This window comes from Streptomyces sp. NPDC027189, assembly GCF_055566975.1.
This window is the reverse complement of record NZ_JBVHRI010000001.1, coordinates 974,548-997,714: the sequence shown is the minus strand read 5'-3', so window position 1 is coordinate 997,714 and position 23,167 is coordinate 974,548. Positions and strand designations below refer to the sequence as shown.

Annotated in this window: 23 protein-coding genes and 1 tRNA gene; 16 read left to right on the top strand and 8 right to left on the bottom strand. The window is 70.0% G+C overall.

The genetic code is table 11. The features are described 5' to 3' along the window. The 4 genes from ACZ4RZ_RS04615 to ACZ4RZ_RS04600 all read right to left on the bottom strand — a co-directional run. A partial coding sequence (locus tag ACZ4RZ_RS04615) for a 2-oxoacid:acceptor oxidoreductase family protein (protein ID WP_467741889.1) occupies positions 1-652 on the bottom strand: 652 nt, incomplete at its 3' end. Positions 653-948: 296 nt separating this feature from the next. Beyond that, positions 949-1,608, bottom strand: a complete 660-nt coding sequence (locus tag ACZ4RZ_RS04610; protein ID WP_308429378.1) for a response regulator transcription factor — start codon at positions 1,606-1,608, stop codon at positions 949-951. A 328-nt stretch (positions 1,609-1,936) separates the two neighbouring features. Further along, positions 1,937-3,292: a sensor histidine kinase gene (locus ACZ4RZ_RS04605; RefSeq protein WP_467741887.1), complete on the bottom strand. Its 1,356-nt coding sequence runs from the start codon at positions 3,290-3,292 to the stop codon at positions 1,937-1,939. Between the two features lie 219 nt (positions 3,293-3,511). Next, positions 3,512-4,711 (bottom strand): sensor histidine kinase, encoded by a 1,200-nt coding sequence (locus tag ACZ4RZ_RS04600; RefSeq protein ID WP_467741885.1) that lies wholly within the window; start codon positions 4,709-4,711, stop codon positions 3,512-3,514. Between the two features lie 412 nt (positions 4,712-5,123). Here ACZ4RZ_RS04600 and ACZ4RZ_RS04595 point away from each other — a divergent pair, with 412 nt between their 5' ends. The 14 genes from ACZ4RZ_RS04595 to ACZ4RZ_RS04530 all read left to right on the top strand — a co-directional run bounded on the left by ACZ4RZ_RS04595 (position 5,124) and on the right by ACZ4RZ_RS04530 (position 18,592). Further along, the gene (locus ACZ4RZ_RS04595; RefSeq protein ID WP_467741883.1) at positions 5,124-5,516 is read left to right on the top strand and encodes an NADH-quinone oxidoreductase subunit A; all 393 of its coding nucleotides are present in this window, start codon (positions 5,124-5,126) and stop codon (positions 5,514-5,516) included. After that, a complete protein-coding gene (locus ACZ4RZ_RS04590; protein ID WP_467741881.1) occupies positions 5,507-6,109 on the top strand; it encodes an NADH-quinone oxidoreductase subunit B in 603 nt (200 codons plus the stop codon). Before ACZ4RZ_RS04595 ends, ACZ4RZ_RS04590 begins: the two co-directional genes overlap by 10 nt. Next, positions 6,106-7,536 (top strand): NADH-quinone oxidoreductase subunit C, encoded by a 1,431-nt coding sequence (locus tag ACZ4RZ_RS04585; protein WP_467741879.1) that lies wholly within the window; start codon positions 6,106-6,108, stop codon positions 7,534-7,536. Before ACZ4RZ_RS04590 ends, ACZ4RZ_RS04585 begins: the two co-directional genes overlap by 4 nt. Next, complete coding sequence (locus ACZ4RZ_RS04580; RefSeq protein ID WP_467741877.1) at positions 7,533-8,501, top strand: complex I subunit 1/NuoH family protein; 969 nt, start codon at positions 7,533-7,535, stop codon at positions 8,499-8,501. Before ACZ4RZ_RS04585 ends, ACZ4RZ_RS04580 begins: the two co-directional genes overlap by 4 nt. Before the next feature lie 2 nt (positions 8,502-8,503). After that, a complete protein-coding gene (locus ACZ4RZ_RS04575) occupies positions 8,504-9,190 on the top strand; it encodes a NuoI/complex I 23 kDa subunit family protein (protein WP_467741875.1) in 687 nt (228 codons plus the stop codon). Continuing rightward, a complete protein-coding gene (locus ACZ4RZ_RS04570; protein ID WP_467741873.1) occupies positions 9,187-9,885 on the top strand; it encodes an NADH-quinone oxidoreductase subunit J family protein in 699 nt (232 codons plus the stop codon). The genes ACZ4RZ_RS04575 and ACZ4RZ_RS04570 overlap by 4 nt, the downstream gene beginning before the upstream one ends. Further along, positions 9,885-10,259, top strand: coding sequence for an NADH-quinone oxidoreductase subunit NuoK (gene nuoK / locus ACZ4RZ_RS04565; RefSeq protein WP_467741871.1), 375 nt, complete (start codon positions 9,885-9,887; stop codon positions 10,257-10,259). The genes ACZ4RZ_RS04570 and nuoK overlap by 1 nt, the downstream gene beginning before the upstream one ends. Next, a complete protein-coding gene (locus ACZ4RZ_RS04560; protein WP_467741869.1) occupies positions 10,256-12,247 on the top strand; it encodes an NADH-quinone oxidoreductase subunit 5 family protein in 1,992 nt (663 codons plus the stop codon). The genes nuoK and ACZ4RZ_RS04560 overlap by 4 nt, the downstream gene beginning before the upstream one ends. A gap of 6 nt (positions 12,248-12,253) precedes the next feature. Beyond that, entirely contained in the window at positions 12,254-13,831 is a 1,578-nt protein-coding gene (locus ACZ4RZ_RS04555; protein WP_467741867.1) for an NADH-quinone oxidoreductase subunit M, read from the top strand. Further along, positions 13,828-15,327: an NADH-quinone oxidoreductase subunit N gene (locus ACZ4RZ_RS04550; RefSeq protein WP_467741865.1), complete on the top strand. Its 1,500-nt coding sequence runs from the start codon at positions 13,828-13,830 to the stop codon at positions 15,325-15,327. Before ACZ4RZ_RS04555 ends, ACZ4RZ_RS04550 begins: the two co-directional genes overlap by 4 nt. A gap of 212 nt (positions 15,328-15,539) precedes the next feature. Next, positions 15,540-16,403: a zinc metalloprotease HtpX gene (htpX, locus tag ACZ4RZ_RS04545; protein ID WP_467741863.1), complete on the top strand. Its 864-nt coding sequence runs from the start codon at positions 15,540-15,542 to the stop codon at positions 16,401-16,403. Further along, positions 16,400-16,792 (top strand): YccF domain-containing protein, encoded by a 393-nt coding sequence (locus ACZ4RZ_RS04540; RefSeq protein WP_189190380.1) that lies wholly within the window; start codon positions 16,400-16,402, stop codon positions 16,790-16,792. The genes htpX and ACZ4RZ_RS04540 overlap by 4 nt, the downstream gene beginning before the upstream one ends. 15 nt (positions 16,793-16,807) lie before the next feature. Continuing rightward, positions 16,808-17,974, top strand: a complete 1,167-nt coding sequence (locus ACZ4RZ_RS04535; protein ID WP_467741861.1) for a barstar family protein — start codon at positions 16,808-16,810, stop codon at positions 17,972-17,974. Between the two features lie 51 nt (positions 17,975-18,025). Then, complete coding sequence (locus tag ACZ4RZ_RS04530; protein ID WP_467741859.1) at positions 18,026-18,592, top strand: SMI1/KNR4 family protein; 567 nt, start codon at positions 18,026-18,028, stop codon at positions 18,590-18,592. A gap of 181 nt (positions 18,593-18,773) precedes the next feature. Here the strand turns inward: ACZ4RZ_RS04530 and ACZ4RZ_RS04525 are convergent, their stop codons facing one another. After that, complete coding sequence (locus ACZ4RZ_RS04525; protein WP_467741857.1) at positions 18,774-20,018, bottom strand: APC family permease; 1,245 nt, start codon at positions 20,016-20,018, stop codon at positions 18,774-18,776. 173 nt (positions 20,019-20,191) lie between these two features. Here ACZ4RZ_RS04525 and ACZ4RZ_RS04520 point away from each other — a divergent pair, with 173 nt between their 5' ends. Further along, the gene (locus tag ACZ4RZ_RS04520) at positions 20,192-20,458 is read left to right on the top strand and encodes a GlsB/YeaQ/YmgE family stress response membrane protein (protein ID WP_467741855.1); all 267 of its coding nucleotides are present in this window, start codon (positions 20,192-20,194) and stop codon (positions 20,456-20,458) included. Between the two features lie 88 nt (positions 20,459-20,546). Here ACZ4RZ_RS04520 and ACZ4RZ_RS04515 read toward each other — a convergent pair whose 3' ends face one another. Further along, positions 20,547-21,035, bottom strand: a complete 489-nt coding sequence (locus ACZ4RZ_RS04515) for a YajQ family cyclic di-GMP-binding protein (protein WP_028805132.1) — start codon at positions 21,033-21,035, stop codon at positions 20,547-20,549. Positions 21,036-21,258: 223 nt separating this feature from the next. Here ACZ4RZ_RS04515 and ACZ4RZ_RS04510 point away from each other — a divergent pair. Next, a tRNA-Tyr gene (locus ACZ4RZ_RS04510) sits at positions 21,259-21,340 on the top strand. Between the two features lie 153 nt (positions 21,341-21,493). Here the strand turns inward: ACZ4RZ_RS04510 and ACZ4RZ_RS04505 are convergent. Together ACZ4RZ_RS04505 and ACZ4RZ_RS04500 are read right to left on the bottom strand one after the other, a co-directional pair. Then, complete coding sequence (locus ACZ4RZ_RS04505; RefSeq protein ID WP_467741853.1) at positions 21,494-22,858, bottom strand: tyrosine-type recombinase/integrase; 1,365 nt, start codon at positions 22,856-22,858, stop codon at positions 21,494-21,496. After that, complete coding sequence (locus ACZ4RZ_RS04500; protein ID WP_467741851.1) at positions 22,855-23,064, bottom strand: helix-turn-helix transcriptional regulator; 210 nt, start codon at positions 23,062-23,064, stop codon at positions 22,855-22,857. Before ACZ4RZ_RS04500 ends, ACZ4RZ_RS04505 begins: the two co-directional genes overlap by 4 nt. Positions 23,065-23,167: the final 103 nt, after the last annotated feature.

Here is a 23,167-nt window from a genome sequence, read left to right as displayed (position 1 = left end):
GCTTCTTCGCGAACTTGGTCTGCAGGAACTTCTCGGTGCCCTCGGTGGGCCGGTGGTACATCCAGCTCAGCAGGCCCAGCGCGAACATGTTCTTGGAGCGCTCGGCCTCCTTGCGGGAGAGCGCGAACTCCTTGAGCGCCTCGACGGTCATCGTCGTGAGCGGGACGGGATGGACGCTGAAGCCGTCCAGGGAGCCGTCCTCCAGCGGGCTGGTGGCGTAGCCGACCTTCTGCATCGCCCGCTTGGTGAACTCGTCCGTGTTGACGATGATCTCCGCGCCACGCGGCACATCGCTGATGTTCGCCTTCAGGGCGGCCGGATTCATGGCGACGAGAACGTTGGGCGCGTCGCCGGGAGTGAGGATGTCGTGGTCCGCGAAGTGCAGCTGGAAAGACGAAACGCCCGGCAGGGTGCCTGCGGGCGCTCGGATCTCGGCGGGGAAGTTCGGCAGGGTCGAGAGGTCGTTGCCGAAGGAGGCTGTCTCGGAGGTGAAGCGGTCGCCGGTGAGCTGCATTCCGTCACCGGAGTCGCCCGCGAACCGAATGATCACTCGGTCAAGGCGGCGGACGTCTTTGACCCCGGCCGCTTTGCGCTGTTCTCCTACGACGGCTCCGTCTGCCTGCTCCGCTGGGCTACTGACCTGGCTCGTCACTGAACTGGACCTCCCTCGAGGCGGCTGTCTGGGAGCGGCCTTCCCGCAGGCCCTCCCAATTTCAACCCTACGTCGGTAAGGGTGGCCTTCCCGCGGCCATTCGCATGATGGACATCATTTTGAGACGGCCGGACACCCTGACTTGTCATGATTTACCCGCCCCCCGGTCCTTCCTTGAAGACGCTCCCCGCTCATCCATTGGTTCTGGGTTCCTGGATTTCCTGGTTTCTGGGCTTCTCCTGGCGGATGCGGTGGCACCTGGAGTCGCACCAGCCACCTGACACAGTGTCAGGCCGTCATGAGTTCAGATAGGTGAGCACGGCCAGAACACGCCGGTGATCCCCGTCACTCTGGGACAGGCCCAGCTTCAGGAAGATATTGCTGACGTGCTTCTCGACCGCGCCGTCGCTGACCACGAGCTGCCGTGCGATCGCCGAGTTCGTACGTCCCTCGGCCATGAGCCCGAGGACCTCCCGCTCCCGCGGAGTCAGCCCCGCGAGCACGTCCTGCTTGCGGCTACGGCCGAGCAGCTGCGCCACGACCTCCGGGTCGAGCGCGGTACCCCCCTGGGCCACCCGAACCACCGCGTCCACGAACTCCCGCACCTCGGCCACCCGGTCCTTGAGCAGATAGCCGACACCGCGACTGGAACCGGCCAGCAGTTCGGTGGCGTACTGCTCCTCCACGTACTGTGACAGCACGAGTACACCGAGTCCGGGATGCGCCTTGCGCAGCTGTACCGCCGCCCTGACGCCCTCGTCGGTGTGCGTCGGCGGCATCCGCACATCGGCGACGACGACGTCCGGCAGCGCGTCCTGGGCCGCGAACTCGGTAATGGTCTTGATCAATGCCTCGCCGTCGCCGACACCCGCCACGACGTCATGCCCGCGGTCGGTCAGCAACCGGGTCAGGCCCTCCCTGAGCAGCACTGAATCCTCGGCGATGACCACCCGCACCTTGTCCTCCACGATTCTCGGCCCCCCAGAGCCCGTCCCCGGGCCCACACCGGGACAGCCCGGCCCGACCCGAGTCCATTCCCGGCCCGCGCCGGGTTCGTCCCCGCTCGTACGACAGCCCCCAGCATTCCAGCATTCGGACCGGACTGCGCCCGGGCAGCGAGAATCGGCATCAGGAGACGTCACCGGGCACTGTCAGCCCGTCCGGCGTCTGAGGACGAGGCCGTTCGGGCCGAAGCGGGGGGTCTGGGGGCGGCAGCCCCCCGGGCACGGGAATGGGCAGGGGCGGAGGGGGCGCAAAACCCTCCCGCCCCCAACCCGCACCGGCTCACCCCCGCCAGGGCAGCTCTGCCGTGATCCGCGTGGGCCCACTCACGGGCGAATCCACCACCAGAATCCCGTCCACCGCATCGAGCCGCTCCGCCAGCCCCGCCAGCCCCGACCCGGCGGAGACATCGGCCCCGCCCACCCCGTCGTCGCCGACCTGGATCATCAGCCGGTTCTCCACCCGCCAGACATCCACCGTGGCGCGTGTGGCCCGCGCGTGCTTGCTGATGTTCTGCAGCAACTCGGAGACCGTGAAGTACGCGATGCCCTCGATCGCGGGCGCGGGCCGCGAGGCGAGATCCACGTCGACCTGCACCGGCACCGTGCACCGCGAGGCCACCGCGGACAGCGCGGCGTCCAGACCGCGGTCGGTCAGCACCGCCGGATGGATCCCGCGGGCCAGATCCCGCAGTTCCTGCAACGCCGTCTTCACCTCGCCGTGCGCTTCGTCCACCATCCGCGCCGCGGCCTCCGGGTCTTCCGTCAGCTTCTCCTTGGCCAGCCCCAGGTCCATCGCCAGGGCGACCAGGCGGGCCTGTGCCCCGTCGTGCAGATCCCGCTCGATGCGCCGCAGGTCGGCGGCGGCCGTGTCGACCACGACCCCCCGGTCGGACTCCAGCTCGACCACCCGCGTCGCCAGCCGTGACGGGCCGAGCAGCCCGCGCACCATCAGCCGGTCCACGGTCGTCAGCGCCCGCACGATCCACGGCGTGGCCATCGTGAAGAGCAGCCCCACCAGCGCGGTCACCGTGATCTCGAACGGGTTGTCCAGATAGATGGCGTGCGTGTCGTCCCCGTAGAGCTGCAGCCCGCCCTGCCCCCCGTACATCGGGAAGACCCAGAACCACAGCGGATACGTCAGCAGCGCCCACCCGTACGCCCAGAAGTTCAGCGCCACCACGAAGGAGAACACCGCCCACGGGAACTGGACCACGGCGTACAGCAGGTGCCGCCACGAGGTGCCGCTCTTGAGCATCGCGCCCATCCACGCCATCGCCCCGCGCTGTTTCATCCGCAGCGGCTCCGGCTCGGACACCTCGACCCCGAGCAGTCCGCGCGCCCGCGCCCGCTCCAGCGCGCCGAAGCCGCGGCAGCCTGCCAGGCCGGCGGCGAGCACCGGTATCCCCAGGAAGGTGATCAACAGGCCGGCGCCGAGCGAGAACATCGTGACGGCGAACGTGAACATGATGATCCCGAGCGGCAGGCTCAGCATCACATAGCCGAACTCGCGCCAGCTGCGGGCCTCGATCGGCGCGCGCAGCGGGGCCGGGAGACGGTGCCGCCGCTCAGCGGCGTCCGCTCCGCGGAATCCGGGCCCACTCCGGTGCCCGTACCCCTGTCCGTACTCCGTGGCCATCGGTCTCGTCCGTTCTACTCGTCCTGCTCGTCGGCTCGTACCTCAACCCTGCTGTCCACGGGGCTCGCCGACCATGGAGCGGGTCGGCGTCTTGGGGCGGGGGTTTTCCCTACCTCGGGAGGGGACCGGAGCCGTGGTCGGGTACGTTCCGGGTGCTTGCCGGAGGCTTCAACCGCGTTCTCGCCGGTTCTCGAGGCGGCGACCCGAGGCGTACGGGTCCTACCGCGCGGGCTCGTCCTGCCGGTCCCGCCACGGGAGCTCCGCCGTGATGACGGTCGGACCGCCGACCGGCGACTCGATGACGAACAAGCCGTCGACCGCGCCGAGCCGGTCCGCGAGCCCCGCCATCCCGGTACCGCCGTCCAGGCCGGCCCCGCCGCGCCCGTCGTCCGACACCTGTATGAGCAGCCGCTCGTCCGCCCGCCACACATCGACCGACGCGGACCTCGCCCCGCTGTGTTTGCTCACGTTCTGCAACAGCTCGGAGACGGTGAAGTACGCGATGCCCTCGATGGCCGCGGCCGGTCTTGTCTCCAGTTCGGCCGTCACCTTCACCGGCACGGTGCACCGCGAGGCGACCGCCGACAGCGCCGCGTCCAGACCCCGGTCGGTGAGCACCGCCGGGTGGATGCCGCGCGCCAGATCGCGCAGCTCCTGCAACGCGAGCTTCACCTCGCCGTGCGCCTCGTCGACCATCGTCGCCGCCGCGTCCGGATCCTCCAGGAGCTTCTCCTTGGCCAGACCGAGCCCCATCGCGAGGTTGACCAGCCGGGCCTGTGCTCCGTCGTGCAGATCGCGCTCGATGCGCCGCAGGTCGGCGGCGGCCGTGTCGACCACGACCCCCCGGTCGGACTCCAGCTCGGCGATCCGCCGCTCCAGTTCGTCGGAGGGCGACAGCAGCCCGCGCACCAGGGCCCTGTCCACGTTCGTCAGCCCCCGCGCGATGAACGGCAGCACCGGCCACAGCACGAACAGCGACGTGAACGTGACCACGAAAGTGGCGATGCCCCACGGCAGCCGGATGAAGTCGTACAGCACCGTCCGCCAGCCGACCGGATCCTTCAGGCTCGACCAGAGCCAGCCGAAGAAGCCGGTCCTGTGCACCGGGAGCGGGCTCGGCTCGTCGATTCGCAGCCCGAGCAGCGCGCGCGCCCGCGCCCGCTCGGCCTTGCCCAGCTGACGCGCGCCGCGCAGCCCGCCCGCGAGCAGCGGCAGCCCGATGACCGTCACGGCGAGCCCCGCGCCCGTGAACATCAGCGTCGCGACGTACACGAAGCCGACGATCGACAGCGGCAGGTTGGCGAGCAGATGCGCGATCTCCTTCCACGTCTGCCGGTCGAAGGCGAAGCGCGCGGGAGGCAGCCGGTCGCCGTCGGACATCTCGTCCGACGGACCGGTGAGCGGGATGCGTTCGGTCATATCCGCTAGCCTGCCCGGCGCCGCGCCGCCGCGCCATGAGGTGGGCCGCCGCGATCCACTGGGGAAAACCCCACCCCAAAGGGCGCGAATCGGACACACTGGTGGAGTGGGACTCGGGTTGTCGACGAGGTGGGACGTGGATACGTCGACGGGTGGCACGCGGATACCGAGACGAGGTTCGCTCGGAGACGTCGACGGGGCGGGACCTGGGCACGATCTCGACGCGGGAGGCGTACTTGTCCACCTGGCGAGACTGGAACGCGTTTGCGATGGTCCATGGGTGACGGGCTGCTTACGGTCTCTTTAGCAGGCCCTAGACTCCCGTCCGTACAGATCGTCGAACACGGCGCATCACAGAGTGCGCGACGGCGCACTCCGGGGCGCATACGAGGTCAGGGAGCGAGGGGCTGACGTGCCGGAACCGACCGTCGTCGCGGCGGGCTACTTCCAGTCCTACTCGGTCGTCGGACTGCTCGCCGTCGTGGGCGTGCTCTTCGTCGCCGTCGCCTTCGGGGCCGGCCGCCTGCTGCGGCCCGTGGTCCCCACCCCCGAGAAACTCCTGACGTACGAGTGCGGCGTCGACCCGGTCGGCGAGGGCTGGGCCCACACCCAGGTCCGTTATTACGTCTACGCGTTCCTCTACGTGATCTTCGCCGTCGACTCGATCTTCCTCTTCCCCTGGGCGACGGTCTTCGCCGCGCCTGGCTACGGCGCCGCGACGCTCGTGGAGATGTTCATCTTCCTCGGCTTCCTCGCCGTCGGCCTGCTGTACGCATACAAGAAGGGCGTCCTGGCATGGACGTGACCCCCTCGCTCCCCGAGCCGGTGCTGCTTCCCGAGCCGAAGCGGCTGGGCGCGCTCGCCCGGCTGGCCCCCGAGCCCATGAAGGTGGTCCTGAACTGGGGCCGCCGCTACTCGCTCTGGGTCTTCAACTTCGGCCTCGCCTGCTGCGCCATCGAGTTCATCGCCGCGTCCATGGCCCGCCACGACTTCATCCGCCTCGGCGTGATCCCGTTCGCGCCGGGCCCCCGCCAGGCCGACCTGATGGTGGTGTCGGGCACGGTCACGGACAAGATGGCTCCGGCCGTCAAGCGCCTCTACGAGCAGATGCCCGAGCCGAAGTACGTCATCTCCTTCGGCGCCTGCTCCAACTGCGGCGGCCCGTACTGGGACTCGTACTCCGTGACAAAGGGCGTCGACCAGATCATCCCCGTCGACGTGTACGTCCCCGGCTGCCCGCCCCGCCCGGAAGCGCTGCTCCAGGGCATCCTCAAGCTCCAGGAGAAGATCGCCCGCGAGTCGCTGGGCGAGCGGTACGGGTCCGGAGCGGCGCGTCCCTCCGCGGCCGCGCTCCAGAGCGGCCTGGTGAAGCCGCCCGTCCCGGGGGAGGACCGATGACCGTCGGCTGGCTCCCCGCACCCGTCGAGGAACTCTTCGGCCCCGAGGCCACGGCCGAGGAGTCGTACGAGGTCCTGACGGTCGACGTACCGCCGACGTCCTGGATCGCCGCCCTGGAGACCGCGCGTGACGCCCTGGGCTGCACCTACTTCGACTGGCTGAGCGCCGTCGACGAACCCGGCACCGGTTTCCGCGTCGCGGCCCACGTCGTGGCGCTGCCCCCCACCTCGGTACGCCGCCTTCTCGTCCGTACGACGGTCCCGCACGCGACGCCCGTCCTCGCGTCGGCGGTCTCCGTGTACGCGGGCGCCGGCTGGCACGAGCGCGAGACCCACGAGATGTTCGGCGTGCACTTCGAGGGCCACCCGGGCCTCGACCCCTTGCTGTTGCCGGAGGGCTTCGAAGGCCATCCCCTCCGCAAGGACTTCGTCCTGGCCGCCCGCGTCGTCAAGGCCTGGCCCGGCGCCAAGGAACCCGGCGAGTCCGAGCACGGCGGACCGCGCCGCCGCCAGATGCTCCCGCCCGGCGTCCCCGACCCCAACGAGTGGGGCCCCCTCAAGGGCCAGCTCCCGCCGGCCCCGGCCCGCCCCGCCCGCGGCACTGCCCGCGCGGCCGGCGACCGTCCCGTACGCAGGGCCCGCACGGCGGGGGAGGGCTCGGCGAGCCAGGCCGCTGCCGGTGCCGCGGGTGCCGCTGCCGCGGGTGCCGGTGCCACCGCGGAGGCCTCGGCGCCGCCGCGCCGCGCGCGCAGCGCGAGCCAGGGATCGGCCAGCCAGCAGGGTGCGACCCCGGCTCCGGACCAGCAGGCCCAGGCCCCGGAGCAGCAGCCCACCGCTTCGGCACCGGCACCCGCCGAGCCGACGGCTCCCGCCCCTGACCAGCAGGCGACGACGTCCACCCCTGCGCCGCCGGAACCGACCACCCCGGCCGGACCGCGCCGCACGCGCAGCGCGAGCCAGGGCTCGGCGACACAGCGGGCGGAGGCCACCGAGCCGACGGCTCCCGCCACCCCGGCGAGGCCCGCCGCGCCGCGCAGCGCGGACGCTCCGTGGCACCACGCCCGCCCCGCTTTCGACGAGCCGGAGCCGGAGCCGGTGTCGAAGCCGGAGCCGGAGCCGGAGCGACGCACTGAGGGCACGTCGGAACCCGGGGCCACCCCGGTATCGGACGTTGTCCCGGAAGCCGTGGCCGCCCCGGACGCTGTCGCGGAAGCCGTGGCCGCCCCGGAACCGGACGCTGTCGCGGAACCCGGCGCAGCTCCGAAGCCCGAGGCCGCCGCGGAATCTCCGGCCGCGCCGGACGCTGCCCCTGCTCCTGGCCCCACCCCCAAACCCCAACCCGAACCTGAACCCGACCACGAGCCCGGACCCGAGCCCGGACCCGACCCCGACCCCGAACCCGAAGATCCCTCCGGAGGCCCGCAGTGAACGACGCTCTCGACGTCGCCCTGCGACTCCTCGTCGTCTTCGTCGTGTTCCTGACGTTCCCCCTGATCGTCGGTCAGACCGAGCACAAGGTCATGGCCCACATGCAGGGCCGCCTCGGCCCGATGTACGCGGGCGGCTTCCACGGCTGGGCCCAACTCGTCGCGGACGGCGTGAAGTTCGCGCAGAAGGAAGACGTCGTCCCCACGGGCGCGGACCGCCGTATCTTCCAACTTGCCCCCGCCGTAGCACTCCTCCCTTACCTCCTCGTCCTCCTCGCCATCCCCATCGGCCCGGGCGAGGGCGCCGTCGGCGAGGTCGTCGACGCGGGCATCTTCTTCGTGCTCGCCGTGATGGGCGTAGGCGTCCTCGGCTCGCTCATGGCGGGCTGGGCATCGGCCAACAAGTTCTCCCTCCTCGGCGGTCTCCGCACCGCCGCCCAGCTCCTTGCGTACGAACTCCCGATGCTGCTGACCGCCGCCTCGGTGGCCATGGCGGCCGGGACGGTCTCGCTCCCCGGCATCGTCGACGCCTTCGAGTGGTGGTGGCTGCCCTGGCAGATGGTCGGCGCGATCGTCTTCTTCGTGGCCGGCCTCGCCGAACTCCAGCGCCCGCCCTTCGACATGCCCGTCGCCGACTCCGAGATCATCTTCGGCGCGTACACCGAGTACACGGGCCTGCGCTTCGCACTCTTCCTCCTCGCCGAGTACGCCGGAATCGTCGTCCTGTGCGGCCTGACCACCGTCCTCTTCCTGGGTGGCTGGCACGGCCCCTGGGGCGCGGACGGCCTCGGCTGGGTCTGGACCCTCCTGAAGGCCGCGATCCTCGCCTTCGTCGTGATCTGGCTGCGTGTCACCTATCCCCGCCTGCGCGAGGACCAGCTCCAGAAACTCTCCTGGACCCTCCTCGTCCCCCTCTCCCTCGCCCAGATCGCCCTCACCGGCATCGTCAAGGTGGTGATCTCGTAACCATGGCCCCCATTCCTGGCTCCGGTCTCGCCAAGGGCCTGGCCGTCACCCTCCGCACGATGACGAAAAAGACCGTCACCGCGCAGTACCCGGACGCCCAGCCCGAACTCCCGCCCCGCACCCGCGGCGTCATCGGCCTCTTCGAGGAGAACTGCACGGTCTGCATGCTGTGCGCCCGCGAGTGCCCGGACTGGTGCATCTACATCGACTCCCACAAGGAGACGGTCCCGCCCGCGGCCCCCGGCGGCCGCGAGCGCAGCCGCAACGTCCTCGACCGCTTCGCCATCGACTTCGCCCTGTGCATGTACTGCGGTATCTGCATCGAGGTCTGTCCTTTCGACGCGCTGTTCTGGTCGCCGGAGTTCGAGTACGCGGAGACCGACATCCACGAACTCACCCACGAGCGCGACAAGCTCCGCGAGTGGATGTGGACCGTCCCGGCCCCGCCCGCCCTCGACCCCGGCGCCGAGGAACCGAAGGAGCTCGCCGCCGCCCGCAAGACCGCCGACAAGCTGGCGGCCGAGCAGCTCGCCGCCGAGCAGGCCGAGCAGGCCGAGCAAGCAGCGGAGGCCGCGCCCCCGGCTCAGGCCGGGACCGAGCCCCAGACTCCCGTCCAGGCTTCCGAACCGGGCGAGCCCCCGGCCACGGGCGGCTCCGAGTCCTCCGAGCCGCGGGAGGGCGAGTCGTGAGCCTCGCAGCAGCCACGGCCGCCGCGGCGCGGGCCACGACCACCGCCGCCGAAAGCCACGGCTTCCTCTCCCCGACCGGTGTCGAGGTCGCCTTCCTCCTCGTCGGCCTGGTCACTTTCGGCGCCGCGATCGTCACCGTCACCACGAAGCAGTTGGTGCACGCCGCCCTGTGGCTGGTGGTCACGCTCGGCGGCCTCGCCGTCGAATACCTCCTGCTCACGGCCGAGTTCATCGCCTGGGTCCAGGTCCTCATCTACGTCGGTTCCGTTGTCGTCCTCCTCCTGTTCGGTCTGATGCTCACCAAGGCGCCCATCGGCCGCTCTCCGGACGCCGACTCCGGCAACCGCTGGGCCGCCCTGACCGTGGCCGTCGCCGCGGCCGCCGCCCTGGTCTGGGTCGTCGTCGACGCCTTCCGCACGACCTGGGTCGACCTGGACGGCGCCGCCGCCGGCTCCACCGAGGTGACCGGAGCGAGCCTCTTCCAGAGCTGGGTCCTCCCCTTCGAAGCGCTCTCCGTCCTCCTCCTCGCCGCCCTGGTCGGCGCGATCGTCCTCTCCCGCAAGGCCGCCGCGGACAAGGCCACACCGGCCCTCCCGACGCCGGGCACGCCGTCGGGCACTCGGCCCCCGAGCCGCACCGCCGCCGACACGACGGCCTCCGGCGAGCAGCCCCCGGCCAAGGAAGGGACCCGCTGATGCACCTCGCCTATCCCGCCGTGCTCTCCGCCCTCCTGTTCTGCACGGGCCTGTACGGAGTCCTCGCGCGCCGCAACGCGATCCTGGTCCTGATGTCCGTCGAGCTGATGCTCAACGCCGTCAACCTGAACCTCGTCGCCTTCGACGTCTGGCTCTCCCGGGCTGCCCGCGACATGCTGCACTCCGGTCAGGCGCTGACCCTGTTCACCATCGCCATTGCCGCCGCCGAGATCGGCATCGGCCTGGCGATCGTCCTCGCCGTGTACCGGGGCCGCGGCACCGCGGACATCGACAAGCTCCGCGACAGCGCCGAGCCGCACGGCCCCGACGAAGCCACCGTCGCGGCAGACGAGAAGGCTGAGGCCACCGCGTGACCACGACCACCCTCGCCGCCCTCGTCCCCCTTCTTCCGTTCCTCGGCGCCGTGGCCGGACTCCTCCTCGGCCGCACGGCCCCCGGATTCGTACGGCCCCTCGCCGTTCTGCCTCCCTTCGTGTCGCTCGTCCTCGCCGTGCTGGTCGCCGTGCGCCAGGGCGGCGACCAGGTCATCAACGCCCACACCGAGCTCACCCCGACCGGCTCGGTCCCCATCGAACTCGCCCTGTACATCGACGGCTTCGCGGCCCTCGTCGCCGTACTGGTCGCCTTCGTCGCCTCCTGCGTGCAGATCTACTCGACGGGCTACCTCCGCGACGACCCGCGTTACCCCTCGTACGCCGCTCTCGTCTCCCTCTTCACCTCCGCGATGCTGGTAGTCGTCTACTCCGGCGACCTGATGGTGCTCCTGGTCGGCTGGGAGATCATGGGCATCTGCTCGTACTTCCTGGTCGGCCACTACTGGGAGACCCCCGAGGCCCGCGCCGCCTCGATCAAGGCCTTCCTGGTCACCAAGCTCGGCGACGTCCCCTTCCTCATCGGTCTGTTCGCTCTTGCCACGGACGCCGGGTCCTTCAGCATCACCACGGTCCTCGGCACCGTCGCGAGCGGCGGACTGCACCATCCGACGCTGGTCGCGCTGCTGCTCCTCGCCGGTGTGGCGGGCAAGTCGGCGCAGTTCCCGCTGCACACCTGGCTGCCCGACGCGATGGCGGGCCCCACGCCCGTCTCCGCGCTGATCCACGCCGCGACGATGGTCGCCGCCGGTGTCTACTTCGTCGCCCGGCTCCTCCCCGTCTTCCAGGCCTCCTCGGCCGCGATGATCGTCCTCGCCGTCATGGCCGCGATCACGATGGCCGGTTCGGCGCTCGCTGCGCTCGCACAGGACGACATCAAGCGCGTCCTCGCGTACTCGACGATCGGCCAGCTCGGCTACATGACCGGCGCCCTGGCCGTCGGCGACCGCGGTGCCGCCGTCTTCCACCTCCTGTCCCACGGCGCCTTCAAGGCGCTGCTGTTCCTCGCCGCGGGCGTGATCATCCACGCCTCCGGCACGAACTCGCTGGCCGTCATGTCCCGTATGAAGGACCTGCGGGCCCGAGTCCCCGACGCCTACTGGACGATGACCGTGGCGCTGCTCGCGCTTGCCGCGATCCCGCCGTTCAGCGGCTTCTTCTCCAAGGAGGCCGTCCTCGGCGCCGCCGAGCACGTCGCCACCGGCCACACCGAGCACGCCCCCGGCGCCACGGGCTGGATCGTCCTCGTCGCCGGCCTGATCACCGCCGTACTCACCGCCGCGTACGCCACCCGCTTGTGGCTGCTGGCCTTCCGCGGCCGTGGCGTCGAGGCCCCCGACCACGGCAGGCAGCCACTGACCATGACGGTCGTGCTGTGGGTGCTCGCCGTCCCGTCGCTCGCCTTCGGTCTGGCGTACGGCCCGCTGCCCGACTGGTTCGACGGCCGTGACCTGACGCCGGTCCTCACCACCTCCGTCCTCGGTACGGGGCTCGCTCTGGTCGGCGGACTGGTCACCTACGGCGCCTGGCGGCACACCAGCGCGATGGCCGCGCGCGTACCGCTGGGTGCGGTCGTGGCCCACCCCGATGCCGATGCCGGAACCGTCGAGGCCGAGGCGATCGCGATGCACGCGCCGACGTTCGGAGACGTGGCCTCCGCGTCCGACCCGGCGGACCCGGGCCGACTGCTGCTCGGCCCGCTGCACCGCCACGCGGCCGTCGGCTTCCACCTCGACGCCGTGTACTCGGTGCTCTTCGTCCGCCCGGTCCAGGCCGGAGCCTCACTCGTCCGGTTCCTCGACCGCGAGGTCGTCGACACCTATGTACGCGGTGCGGGCGCCCTACCCCGCTGGCTCGGCGCTGCCGTACGGCGTGCCCAGACCGGCAATGTGCAGACCTATGTGAGCGCGCTGCTCGCCGGCACCGTCGTCCTGGTGGTCGCCGCCCTCCTCGTCGCCACGGGAGCGTGAGCAGGCGTGATCGATATCAGCGAATCCGTGATGCAGATCCTTCTGGCATTCATCGTCGTCGGCCCGCTCATCGGGGCGGCCGCGGCTTTTCTTCCGGCCCCGCCCGGGCTGAAGGGGAAGTCGCCCGAGCAGGCCGTGCTGCGGCACGGTGTGACGGTCACCGGCGCGGTGCTCATCGCCGCGATCGTCCTCGCGCTCGGCTTCGACCACGACCACCCGTCGAAGATGCAGGCCACGACGGACATCAGCTGGATCCCCGCACTCGACGTGCGGATCCACCTCGGCGTCGACGGCATTTCCCTCCCCCTTCTGGTCCTGACCGCGCTGCTGACCTTCCTCTGCGCGCTGTACAGCTACTTCAAGATGCCCGCGGGCCCGACCCCGAAGGCCTTCGTCGCACTGCTGCTCGTGCTCGAGTCCGGCATGCTCGCGACCTTCGCCGTTCTCGATCTGCTGCTGTTCTTCCTCGCGTTCGAGATGGTGCTCATCCCGATGTACTTCCTCATCGCCCGGTGGGGCGGTGCGGAACGCCAGGCCGCCGCCTGGAAGTTCATCCTCTACACGCTGCTCGGTTCGGTCGTCATGCTGTTGGGCCTGCTCCTGATCGGAATCAAGTCCGGCACATTCGACATGGTGGCACTCGCCACTGACAACGGCCGCGGGCTGACCACATCCGTGCAGGTCATCGCCGTTTTGGCGATCGGAATCGGGCTCGCGGTCAAGACGCCGATGTGGCCGCTGCACAGCTGGCTGCCGGACGCCCACACCGCTGCGCCCACCGTCGGCTCGGTCCTGCTGGCCGGTGTGCTGCTGAAGATGGGTACCTACGGATTCGTCCGCATTCTGCTGCCCATCGCACCGGACGGCATGCACACCTTCGCCCCCTACCTCGCCGCCTTCGCCGTGGTCGGGATCATCTACGGATCACTGGCCTGCCTGGCCCTCGCCAAACAGGGCGCGAAGGGCGATCTCAAGCGGCTCATCGCCTACTCGTCCGTCGGCCACATGGGCTTCGTACTGCTCGGCATCGCGACCCTGACCCCGACCGGCGTGAACGGCGCACTCTTCGCCAACATCGCCCACGGCCTCATCACCGGCCTCCTCTTCTTCCTCGTCGGGGCATTGAAGGACCGCACGGGCACCACCGACCTCGACACGCTCGCCGAGGGGACCGGCGCCGCGCTCTACGCCAAGACCCCGCGCCTCGGCGGCCTGCTCGCCTTCGGCGCCGTCGCCTCGCTCGGGCTGCCGGGCCTCGCCGGATTCTGGGGTGAAATGCTGGCGCTGTTCGGCGCGTTCAACCCCGCCGCCGACCTCAGCCGCCCCACGTATCTGACGTTCATGTCGATCGCCGCCTTCGGCACGCTGCTCACCGCCGCGTACATGCTCGTCGTCGTACGCCGCGTCTGCATGGGGGCGACCCCGCAGCCGGGAAGCCCGAAGCTCGCCGACGTCCAGAGCTACGAGTTCGCGGCCTGGACGCCACTCGTCGCCCTCACCGTCGTCGCCGGCCTGTGGCCCAAGGCCCTCCTCGGTCTGACCGATCCGGCCGTACAGCAGCTCCTCGCAGGAGGCACCCGATGAGCTCCCTGATCCAGTCCGTCGACTGGCTCGCGATCGCGCCGCCCACCCTCGCCGCGGTCGTCGGACTCGTCGTGCTCGTCGCCGACCTCTTCATCGGCGAGGCGAAGAAGGCGGTGCTCGGCTGGGTGTCCGTGGCCGGCCTCGCCGCGTCCGCGCTGATGCTGCTGCCCATCCTGGACGGCGACCGCGGCACCTTCTGTCTGACGGGCGACGCGAACGTCTGCAGCTATACGGCGGACCGGTTCACCCTCGTGATCCAGTTCCTGGTTCTCGGCGGCGCGCTGCTGGCGGCCCTGCTGTCGGTCACGGCCCTGAAGGACGCCAACAAGGATCTCCCCGAAGGGGAGTTCTGGTTCCTGCTGCTCTCCTCGGCCGCGGGCGCCGCCCTGCTGCCCGCCTCCCGAGACCTCGCGACCCTCATCGTCGCCCTGGAAGTCGCCTCCCTGCCCGCCTTCGCGCTCGTCGGCATCAAGCGTGGCGACAGGAAGTCCTCCGAAGCGGCCCTGAAGTTCTTCCTGTCCTCCGTCACCGCAACCGCCGTGAGCCTCATGGGCGTCAGCTTCGTCTACGCCACGACCGGCACCCTCTACCTGACCCAGGTCGCGGACAAGATCCAGCACGTCGACGGACAGTTCCACACGCTCGCCCAGACGGGCGTCGTCCTCACCCTCGTCGGCTTCGCCTTCAAGACGGCCGCCGTGCCCTTCCACTTCTGGGTGCCCGACACCTACGTAGGGGCGCCGCTGCCGGTCGCCGCCTACTTGTCGGTCGTCGGCAAGGCGGTCGGCTTCTCCGGGCTGATCCTCGTCACCGTCGTCGCCCTTCCGTCGTACGCGGACGTCTGGGGCCCGGCGCTGGCCGCCCTGGCCGCCCTCACCATGACAGTCGGTAACGTCGGCGCCCTGCGGCAGCAGGCCACGCGCGCGTACAGCGCGGTACGACTGCTCGCCTGGTCCTCCATCGGCCAGGCCGGCTACCTCCTGGTGCCGATCGCGGCCGCCGCCTACTCCAAGGACGCCGTGAAGGCCATCGGCTCCACCGTGGCGTACGCCCTGATGTACGCCGCGGTGAACCTGGGCGCCTTCGCCGTGGCCGCCCTGGTCGCCCGCAGAAGCCCTCTGAACCGCATCAGCGACTACCGGGGCCTGTACGCAGCGAGCCCCCTGTCGGCGCTGGTCCTCGGCTTCTTCCTGCTCTGCCTCGCGGGCCTGCCCCCGGGCATCATCGGCCTCTTCGCCAAGGTCACCGTGTTCTCGGCGGCCGTCGACGCGGGACTCGGCTGGCTGGCCGTGGTCATGGCCGTCAACGTGGTGATCGCGCTCTTCTACTACCTCCAGTGGACGACGCTGCTCTTCCGCGCCCCCGAGGGCGAACCCGGCAGGCACCGCGTCCCGGCTCCGCTCACTGCGGCGATCGCCCTGACTGCCGTCCTGGGAATCGCCCTCTCCGGGGCACCCCAGCTGGTCCTGCGCTTCTCGGCCACCGGCCTGTTCTGACATTCACAGGGCACGCGCACGCGGGTTCGTGGCCCACGCGCGCGTGAAGTGGCGTCCGCCGTCACCCGGACGGCCCATGCGCGCAGCCGCGCGCACAAGGGAACTAGTGCTCCCCGTCTGGCGTTGACCAGTACGGGAGGGTCCACTGAAGAGTGGATGCAGAGCATCAGTAGGCAAAGGGTTCCCCTGCCGCACCACTTGGAGGGCGTACCGTGCACCGCCGGCACAACGGGCTCAGGACCGCCGTACTCCTCGGGGGACTGTCCGCACTCATCATCGTCATCGGCAGCTTCTTCGGGCGTACGGGCCTCGTCGTCGCACTCTTCATCGCGATCGGGACGAACGCTTACGCGTACTGGAACAGCGACAAACTGGCTCTACGCGCGATGCGCGCGCGCCCGGTGAGCGAATTCGAGGCCCCGGCCCTGTACCGCATGGTCCGCGACCTCTCCACCCAGGCCCGCCAGCCCATGCCGCGCCTGTACATCTCGCCGACGGAGGCGCCGAACGCGTTCGCGACGGGCCGCAACCCGCGCAACGCGGCCGTGTGCTGCACCGAAGGCATCCTGCGCATCCTGGACGAGCGCGAGCTGCGCGGCGTCATCGGCCACGAGCTGAGCCATGTCTACAACCGCGACATCCTGATCTCGTCGGTCGCCGGCGCTCTCGCCTCAGTGATCATGTTCCTGGTCAACTTCGCCTGGCTGATCCCGGTCGGCCGCTCGAACGACGACGAGGGTCCAGGCATCCTCGGCTTTCTGCTGATCATGATCCTGGGACCGATCGCCGCTTCCCTCATCCAGCTCGCCATCAGCCGCTCCAGGGAATACGAGGCGGACGCGTCCGGCGCCCAGCTCACCGGCGACCCGCTCGCCCTCGCCAGCGCGCTGCGCAAGCTCGACGCGGGCACCAAGCAGCTGCCGCTGCCCCCGGAGCCACGCATCGAGACCGCAAGCCACATGATGATCGCGAACCCCTTTCGCCCGGGACAGGGAATGTCGAAGATGTTCTCTACGCATCCGCCCATGGCGGAGCGCATCGCCCGGCTCGAGCAGATGGCAGGTCGCAACCAGTGAAGACAATTCTGAACGTCATTTGGCTCGTCCTGAGCGGCTTCTGGCTGTTCCTCGGGTATCTGGCCGCGGGCGTGCTGCTGTGCATCACCATCATCGGCATCCCGTTCGGCATCGCCGCCTTCCGCATCGGCATCTATGCCCTGTGGCCCTTCGGCTATACGACGGTGGAGCGCCGCGACGCGGGCGCGCCGTCCTGCATCGGCAACGTCCTGTGGCTGATCCTCGCGGGCTGGTGGCTCGCCCTTGCCCACATCGTCACCGGTATCGCCCTGTGCATCACGATCATCGGCATCCCGTTCGGCATCGCCAACTTCAAACTCATCCCGGTCTCGCTGCTCCCTCTGGGCCGCGAAATCGTGCGCACGGACCAGCCGTTCGCGTCGCGCTAGGAGGTGGGCGCGGGGGTGGAGCCGCCGAGGTACGTGCTGCTTTCGTACGACTCCGAGGCCGAGTTCAACGGCGAGGACGGGTACGAGGAGACATGGGCCACGTGCGCGGACGCCGAGGGTCTCTTCGGGGATCCGCCCCGTCCCGCGCGCGGAACGTACGAACTGCTCGGATGCGTGCCGGAGGGCGAGTTGAGTACCGCCCTCGCACGCGCGCGTGCCGAGGGTTCGGCGCCGCTCGGCTCCCTCGCCCTGGAGACCCTCGACAAGAAGGGCGAGCGCGTCGGCGTGTGGCTGTGGCACTTGGAGGACGTACGCGTCCTCGGCGACCGCCCGTGCGCGCGTGACCTGTCGCTCCGCGACATCACCGTCGAGGCGTCCGAGTCCGAGGACAACGGGTCCGACTATCCACAGTGCCCGCCGCTCTCGCCGGGCTACCGGCTGCTCAGCGCCGAGGAGGCCTCGTGGGGCACCTGCAAGGACTTGGCGCACGTCTGGTACGAACAGCGACCGGAACCCATGGAGTCCCCGCTGCGTCTGCTCGGCTGCCTACCTCGCGGAGCCCTCCGGAGGGCTCTGAACGCGGGCGAAGAGGACCTGGGGCACGCGAGGGTGCTGCGCCTCGACTCGCACGGCGGCACCGTCCAGTCGGCCGTCGAGGGCGAACTCACCGCGTGGATCCCGTCCGCGCGTGGCCGCGGCCTGATCGACCTGACCCTCGAACCCTGGTCGGAGCGCCCGCCGACCGCCGCCTCGGAGGTCTGGGACCTGTGGTGGGAGGGGCGCCCCTCCGCGCGCAATCTCTGGGCGCGATGCGGCCCCAAGGGCCGTGACTTCTGGCTCGGCACGGCCCTGGAAAACCGCATCCGCGGCGAGCCGGACAGGCTCCCGGGCATGACGTACCACATCGACGGCCGCCACATCCTCGACGAGCGCGGCTTCTTCTGCGCGCTCGGCGAAGCGGTGAACGGTGCCGGCGGGTACTTCGGCTGGGGCCTCGACGCCCTCAACGACTGCCTGCGCGGCCGCTGGGGTGCCGCGCCGCCGTTCACGCTCGTCTGGCACGACGCGCACGTCGCCCGCACCTGCCTCGGCGTCACCCCGCACACCGGCTACCGCCCGCTGACCTTCGAAGAACTGCTCGCTTTCTTCGCCGAAAAGCGTGTCGACGTCCGTCTCGCCTGAGGGTTATCCACAGCCCGCCCGATTGTCAGTGGCGCGCTGCATCATGAACCCATGACCGAAATCGAGCAGTTGCTGGCACGGGTTGCTTCAGAGGCCCGCAACACCCGGCCGTGGGGCTGGCCTTCGCTCCCCGAGCCCGTGGACGCTGCCACGCTCTCCCGCGCGGAGGCAGCCCTGGGCTTCGCGCTGCCGCCCCTGCTTGCCGCGCTCTACCTGCGTATAGGGGACGGCGGATTCGGTCCGGAATACGGCCTGTTGCCCCTGCTCGACGGCCCCCCGTCCGGTGAGCCGGCGGTCGTTCCGCAGTACCTCGCCAACCGTGAGAGCAGCCGCAAGGACCCCGACTGGCCCTGGCCGGAGGGCGTCCTGCCGATATCCCACTGGGGCTGCGGGATGTACGCGTGCGTGGACTGCCACAGCCCCGAGGGCCCTGTCCTGCTGTTCGAGCCGAACGCCGACGAGGCCGACCACGCCTGGTACGTGGACGCGCCCGACCTCGCAACCTGGCTGGACGCCTGGCTCGACGGCACGGGTTGGTACGAGGAGTCCAACGACGGCACGGACATGGCTCCTTGGCCCGACTTCCGCATACGCACGGCGGCGGCACGGGCCTCCTAGGCCACCGCCCTGCCGCGAGGGCGCAGGGGCGGGTGACAGCGTCGGGCGCCGCCGTCGCTGTCCCCGACCTCGTGGCAGGCGCAAGCGGTGGCACGCCGCGTCTCCGGCGGCGGCGCAAGCGGCGGCTCGCCCTGTCCCCGTCGACGACGCAACGGCGGTGCGCCCCACCCGCCGTCGGCGGCTACCGCGCAGCCACCCACCGCCGTACGCCATACGCCGCGGCCCCCACCGCCAGCACAGCCGTGCCCACCACCACGGAAACCCCGGGCAGCGCGAAGGCCAGCGTCACGCACCCGACGAGCCCCACCACCGGCCCAACCCGCGCTGCCGGAGCTGAACTCAGCGTCCAGGCAGATGCGTTGGCCACCGCGTAGTACGCCAGCACACCGAAGGAGGAGAACCCAATAGCGCCCCGCACATCCACCGTCGCGGCCAGCGCCGCGACCACCACGCCCACGGCCAGCTCCGCCCGGTGCGGCACCTGGAAGCGCGGATGAACGGCGGCCAGGCTGCCCGGCAGATGACCGTCACGGGCCATGGCCAGCGTCGTCCGCGAGACGCCCAGGATCAGCGCGAGGAGCGAGCCGAGCGCGGCCACGGCGGCACCCACCCGTACGACCGGCACGAGCCCCGGCACACCGGCTGCCCTCACCGCGTCGGCCAGCGGCGCTGCTGCATGCCCGAGCCCAGCCGACCCGAGCACGGAAAGGACAGCCACCGACACCGCCGCGTACACCACGAGCGCGATGCCCAGAGCCAGCGGGATCGCGCGCGGGATGGTGCGCGCCGGATCCCGTACCTCCTCACCGAGCGTCGCGATCCGCGCGTACCCGGCGAACGCGAAGAACAGCAGCCCGGCCGCCTGAAGGACCCCGCCCGCGCCGGCGGAGACTCCGACGTCCAGCCGCCCGGCGTCGGAGGCGTCCGAGCCGAGGCACACGACCACCACGGAAGCGAGGACCGCCAGGACCACCGCCACGATCGCCCGCGTCAGCCAGGCCGACTTCTGTACGCCGCCGTAGTTCACCGCGGTCAGAACCACCACGGCCGCGACCGCCACAGCGTGCGCCTGCCCCGGCCAGACGTACGCGCCCACGGTGAGCGCCATCGCCGCACAGGAGGCCGTCTTGCCGACGACGAAGGACCAGCCGGCCAGGTACCCCCAGAAGGCGCCGAGCCGCTCGCGCCCGTAGACGTACGTGCCGCCGGAAGCGGGATACAGGGCTGCCAGCCGGGCCGAGGACATCGCGTTGCAGTAGGCGACCACGGCGGCGACCGCGAGCCCGAGCAGCAGCCCGGACCCGGCCGCCCGCGCCGCGGGGCCGAGCGCCGCGAAGATCCCGGCACCGATCATCGAGCCGAGCCCGATGACCACGGCATCCCCGACTCCCAGGGTGCGCCGCAACTCGGATCCGGACTGTGTCATGTGCCGCACCCTACTGATCGCTGCAACCGACCGGCGCCGATGAGGCGTCCTCCCCGGCAACGCGACACGAACACCAGGACGATCAACGGGCTGCTCGAACTTCAAGGCATGGACACGGCCTGGCCGGAGCAGGAGCACAGCACACGCACAGCACGGAGAGGCAGGTTCACGGCATGAGCATCATCAGCTGGATCATTCTGGGGCTGTTGGCCGGAGCCATCGCCAAGTTCCTGCTGCCGGGCCGTGACCCCGGCGGCTTCATCGGCACGACCCTCATCGGCATCACAGGGGCCTTCATCGGCGGCTGGATATCCGCGCGCTGGCTGGACCATCCGATCACCAGGCAGTTCTACGACGGTGCCACGTGGGCCGCCGCGATCGGCGGCTCGCTCGTCCTGCTCGTCCTCTACCGCATTCTGTTCGGCGACTCGCGCCGCTGAGCGCGCACCCCGAGGCCGCAGCCAGCAGGCGAGAAGGGTGGGCACCGCTGGGTGCCCACCCTTTCTCGTGCGCGCAACGAAGCGGCGGCTACCGGTAGTTCACGAACTGCAGCGCGAAGTCGAAGTCCTTGCCCTTGAGCAGCGCCTGCACGGCCTGCAGGTCGTCACGGCTCTTCGAGCTGACGCGCAGCTCGTCGCCCTGAACCTGCGCCTTCACGCCCTTCGGACCCTCGTCGCGAATGATCTTCGCCACCTTCTTCGCGTTCTCCTGGGAGATGCCCTCTTCGATCGACGCGAAGATCTTGTACTCCTTGCCGGAGAGCTGGGGCTCACCGGCGTCCAGCGCCTTCAGCGAGATGCCGCGCTTGATCAGCTTGGTCTCGAACACATCGAGGATGGCCTTCACCCGCTCCTCGGAGTTCGCCTCCATCAGGATCTTCTCGCCGGACCAGGAGATGGAGGCGCCGACGTTCTTGAAGTCGTAGCGCTGCGAGATCTCCTTGGCGGCCTGGTTGAGGGCGTTGTCGACCTCCTGCCGCTCGACCTTCGAGACGATGTCGAAACTGGAGTCGGCCATGTCCTGTGGCTCCTTGTATCGGGGTGGGTATCGGGGTGCATGGAGATGCGTGGGGGCGGCCCTCGAGCCCGCCATCGGTCCCGGGCCGCATCCGACAAGCCTAGCCACCCCCTCCCCTCCAAGCGCCGATCAATGGGGTGGCGAAGCACCCCCGGGCATCAGGTATCGTTTACGTCGTTGCCAGCGAGCACCGCCGAAAAGCGGGCCTCAAGGCAGCAACCCCGGCGGTGTGCCCGAGCGGCCAAAGGGAGCAGACTGTAAATCTGCCGGCTCAGCCTTCCCAGGTTCGAATCCTGGCGCCGCCACACGGGAACTAAGGGCCCGTGACCTGCCTAAACAGCAGGTCACGGGCCCTTAGTCATGCCCCCTGGCGATCGGCGCGCTGTCTCACACTGTCTCGTGTTCGAACGCCATATCTCGGGATGCGTGGACGGGGCGTGGACGGGATTCCTGCCGCGTCAGCCACGCAGTCCCAGCCGGGCCGAGATCTTGGCGTTAGCGGCGTCGTCGCCGTCCTTGAGGAACTTCGCGTACACCCGGAAGAGCACACCCACGCTGTGGCCGGCCCGCTCCGCCACGAGCTGTGGTTCCACACCAGAGCTGAGCCACGTGGAGACAGCGGCGTGACGGAGGTCATACGGCCGCTTGGCGAGGGTCGATTCGAACTCATGTGCGGTGAGGGCGCGTGTGCGAGCCTCCGCCCAGACCTCGCCATACCCGGTGTCCTGGATCAACCCACCCCGGGACGTCTGAAAGAGCCGACCGTCGGAAGCCGTGCCGTACGCGGTGACGTGCCATCGCAGTAAGGCGACCAGCTCAGGTGGGATCGGGACGTGCCGGACCGCCTTCCGCGGGCGATGCTTGAGGCCCCTCCTGTCGTGTGACTCGCCACTGTCCGTCCAGGCCGATCCGGAGCGAGGGCGGGTCTCCCTGAGTTTCAGGAGCCCCCACCCACGCCGTGGAAGGTCGCAGTCGCGGAGCCTCAGCCCGATGACTTCGGCCGGCCGTGCAGCCGCGAAATACATGCAGCCGAAGAACGCGGCGAGACGACGCCCACGCGGGCTCTGGTCACATACGGCGGCCAGCAGCTTGGACGCTTGCTCGGGATTGGGTACGCACGCAGGATCCACCTCCTCCACCACCTGCTCAGGGACCTTCCACTTGATGCGAGTAAGCGGGTTGTCGGTGAGGAGTTCAGCCTCCACGGCGAACTCAAGGGAGTTGTAGAAAATCGCGCGCTTCCGGCTGATCGTGCCCGGCGCTGCTGTATTCCCGTCCAGCTTTTTGGAGATGGCCCGGAGACTGGTCCGCACGAGAACGAGGTCCGACAGCGCAGACGTGGGCAGCGATTTACGCTTGAACCACTCCAGGACCTTGGCGACGTCGGCGGGGGGTTCCTCGCCCCAGCGGTTCTTGTTGAAGGCCCAGCCGTACAGCGAGGTGCGGACGACTCCGGCGTCCGGCATGCCCCTGGTGTCCTTCACGAACGTCGGGGTCACGGTCGCCATCGCTTCGGCGAGCGTGCGCCGCGTCGAAGCAGGGGAGTCGTCCCACTTCATTTCGATGTAGTTGCGCGCGTGCTCGTACCAGGAGATGTCTCGGTCCTTCGCGATCAGAGACTTCGGCAACCCGCTGTCGACGTCGAACGGTTCGCCCTCGCGAGCCGAAGTGATGAGCTGTGCCCGGCGGCTCTCCGCCAACCCCAGCGTAAGAAACGACTCGGAGTGCGGGCGTACGCCTACCTTCCAGCGGAGTTGGTAGGGCTTCCGGTAGTCGCGTTTCCGGATCGCCCAGATTTTGACGGTGTAGCTCCACTCAGTCACGCGGCTTCCAATTCGTCTTTGAAGGCGTCCAGGGCGCTGCGGCGTACGCAGATACGGCCGGAAGGTGTGCGACGGGCCTCCGGACCGAAGCCACGGTTGCGCCAGCGGTACCAGGTGGCCCGGCTGATGCCGATCTCTTCCAGGGCGTCACTCAGGGGCAGCAGTTCGTCCTTCGGCGCCCGGCGCCGACGGGTCGGGGTACTCATGCGGAGATCTCCTTGAAGTGAGGAGAGGGCGGTCCGGGGTGTGGTTGGCGCCACAATGCTGTGGGTCGCGACCCATCGCGGCCCAAGGCTGTGACCTGCGGTT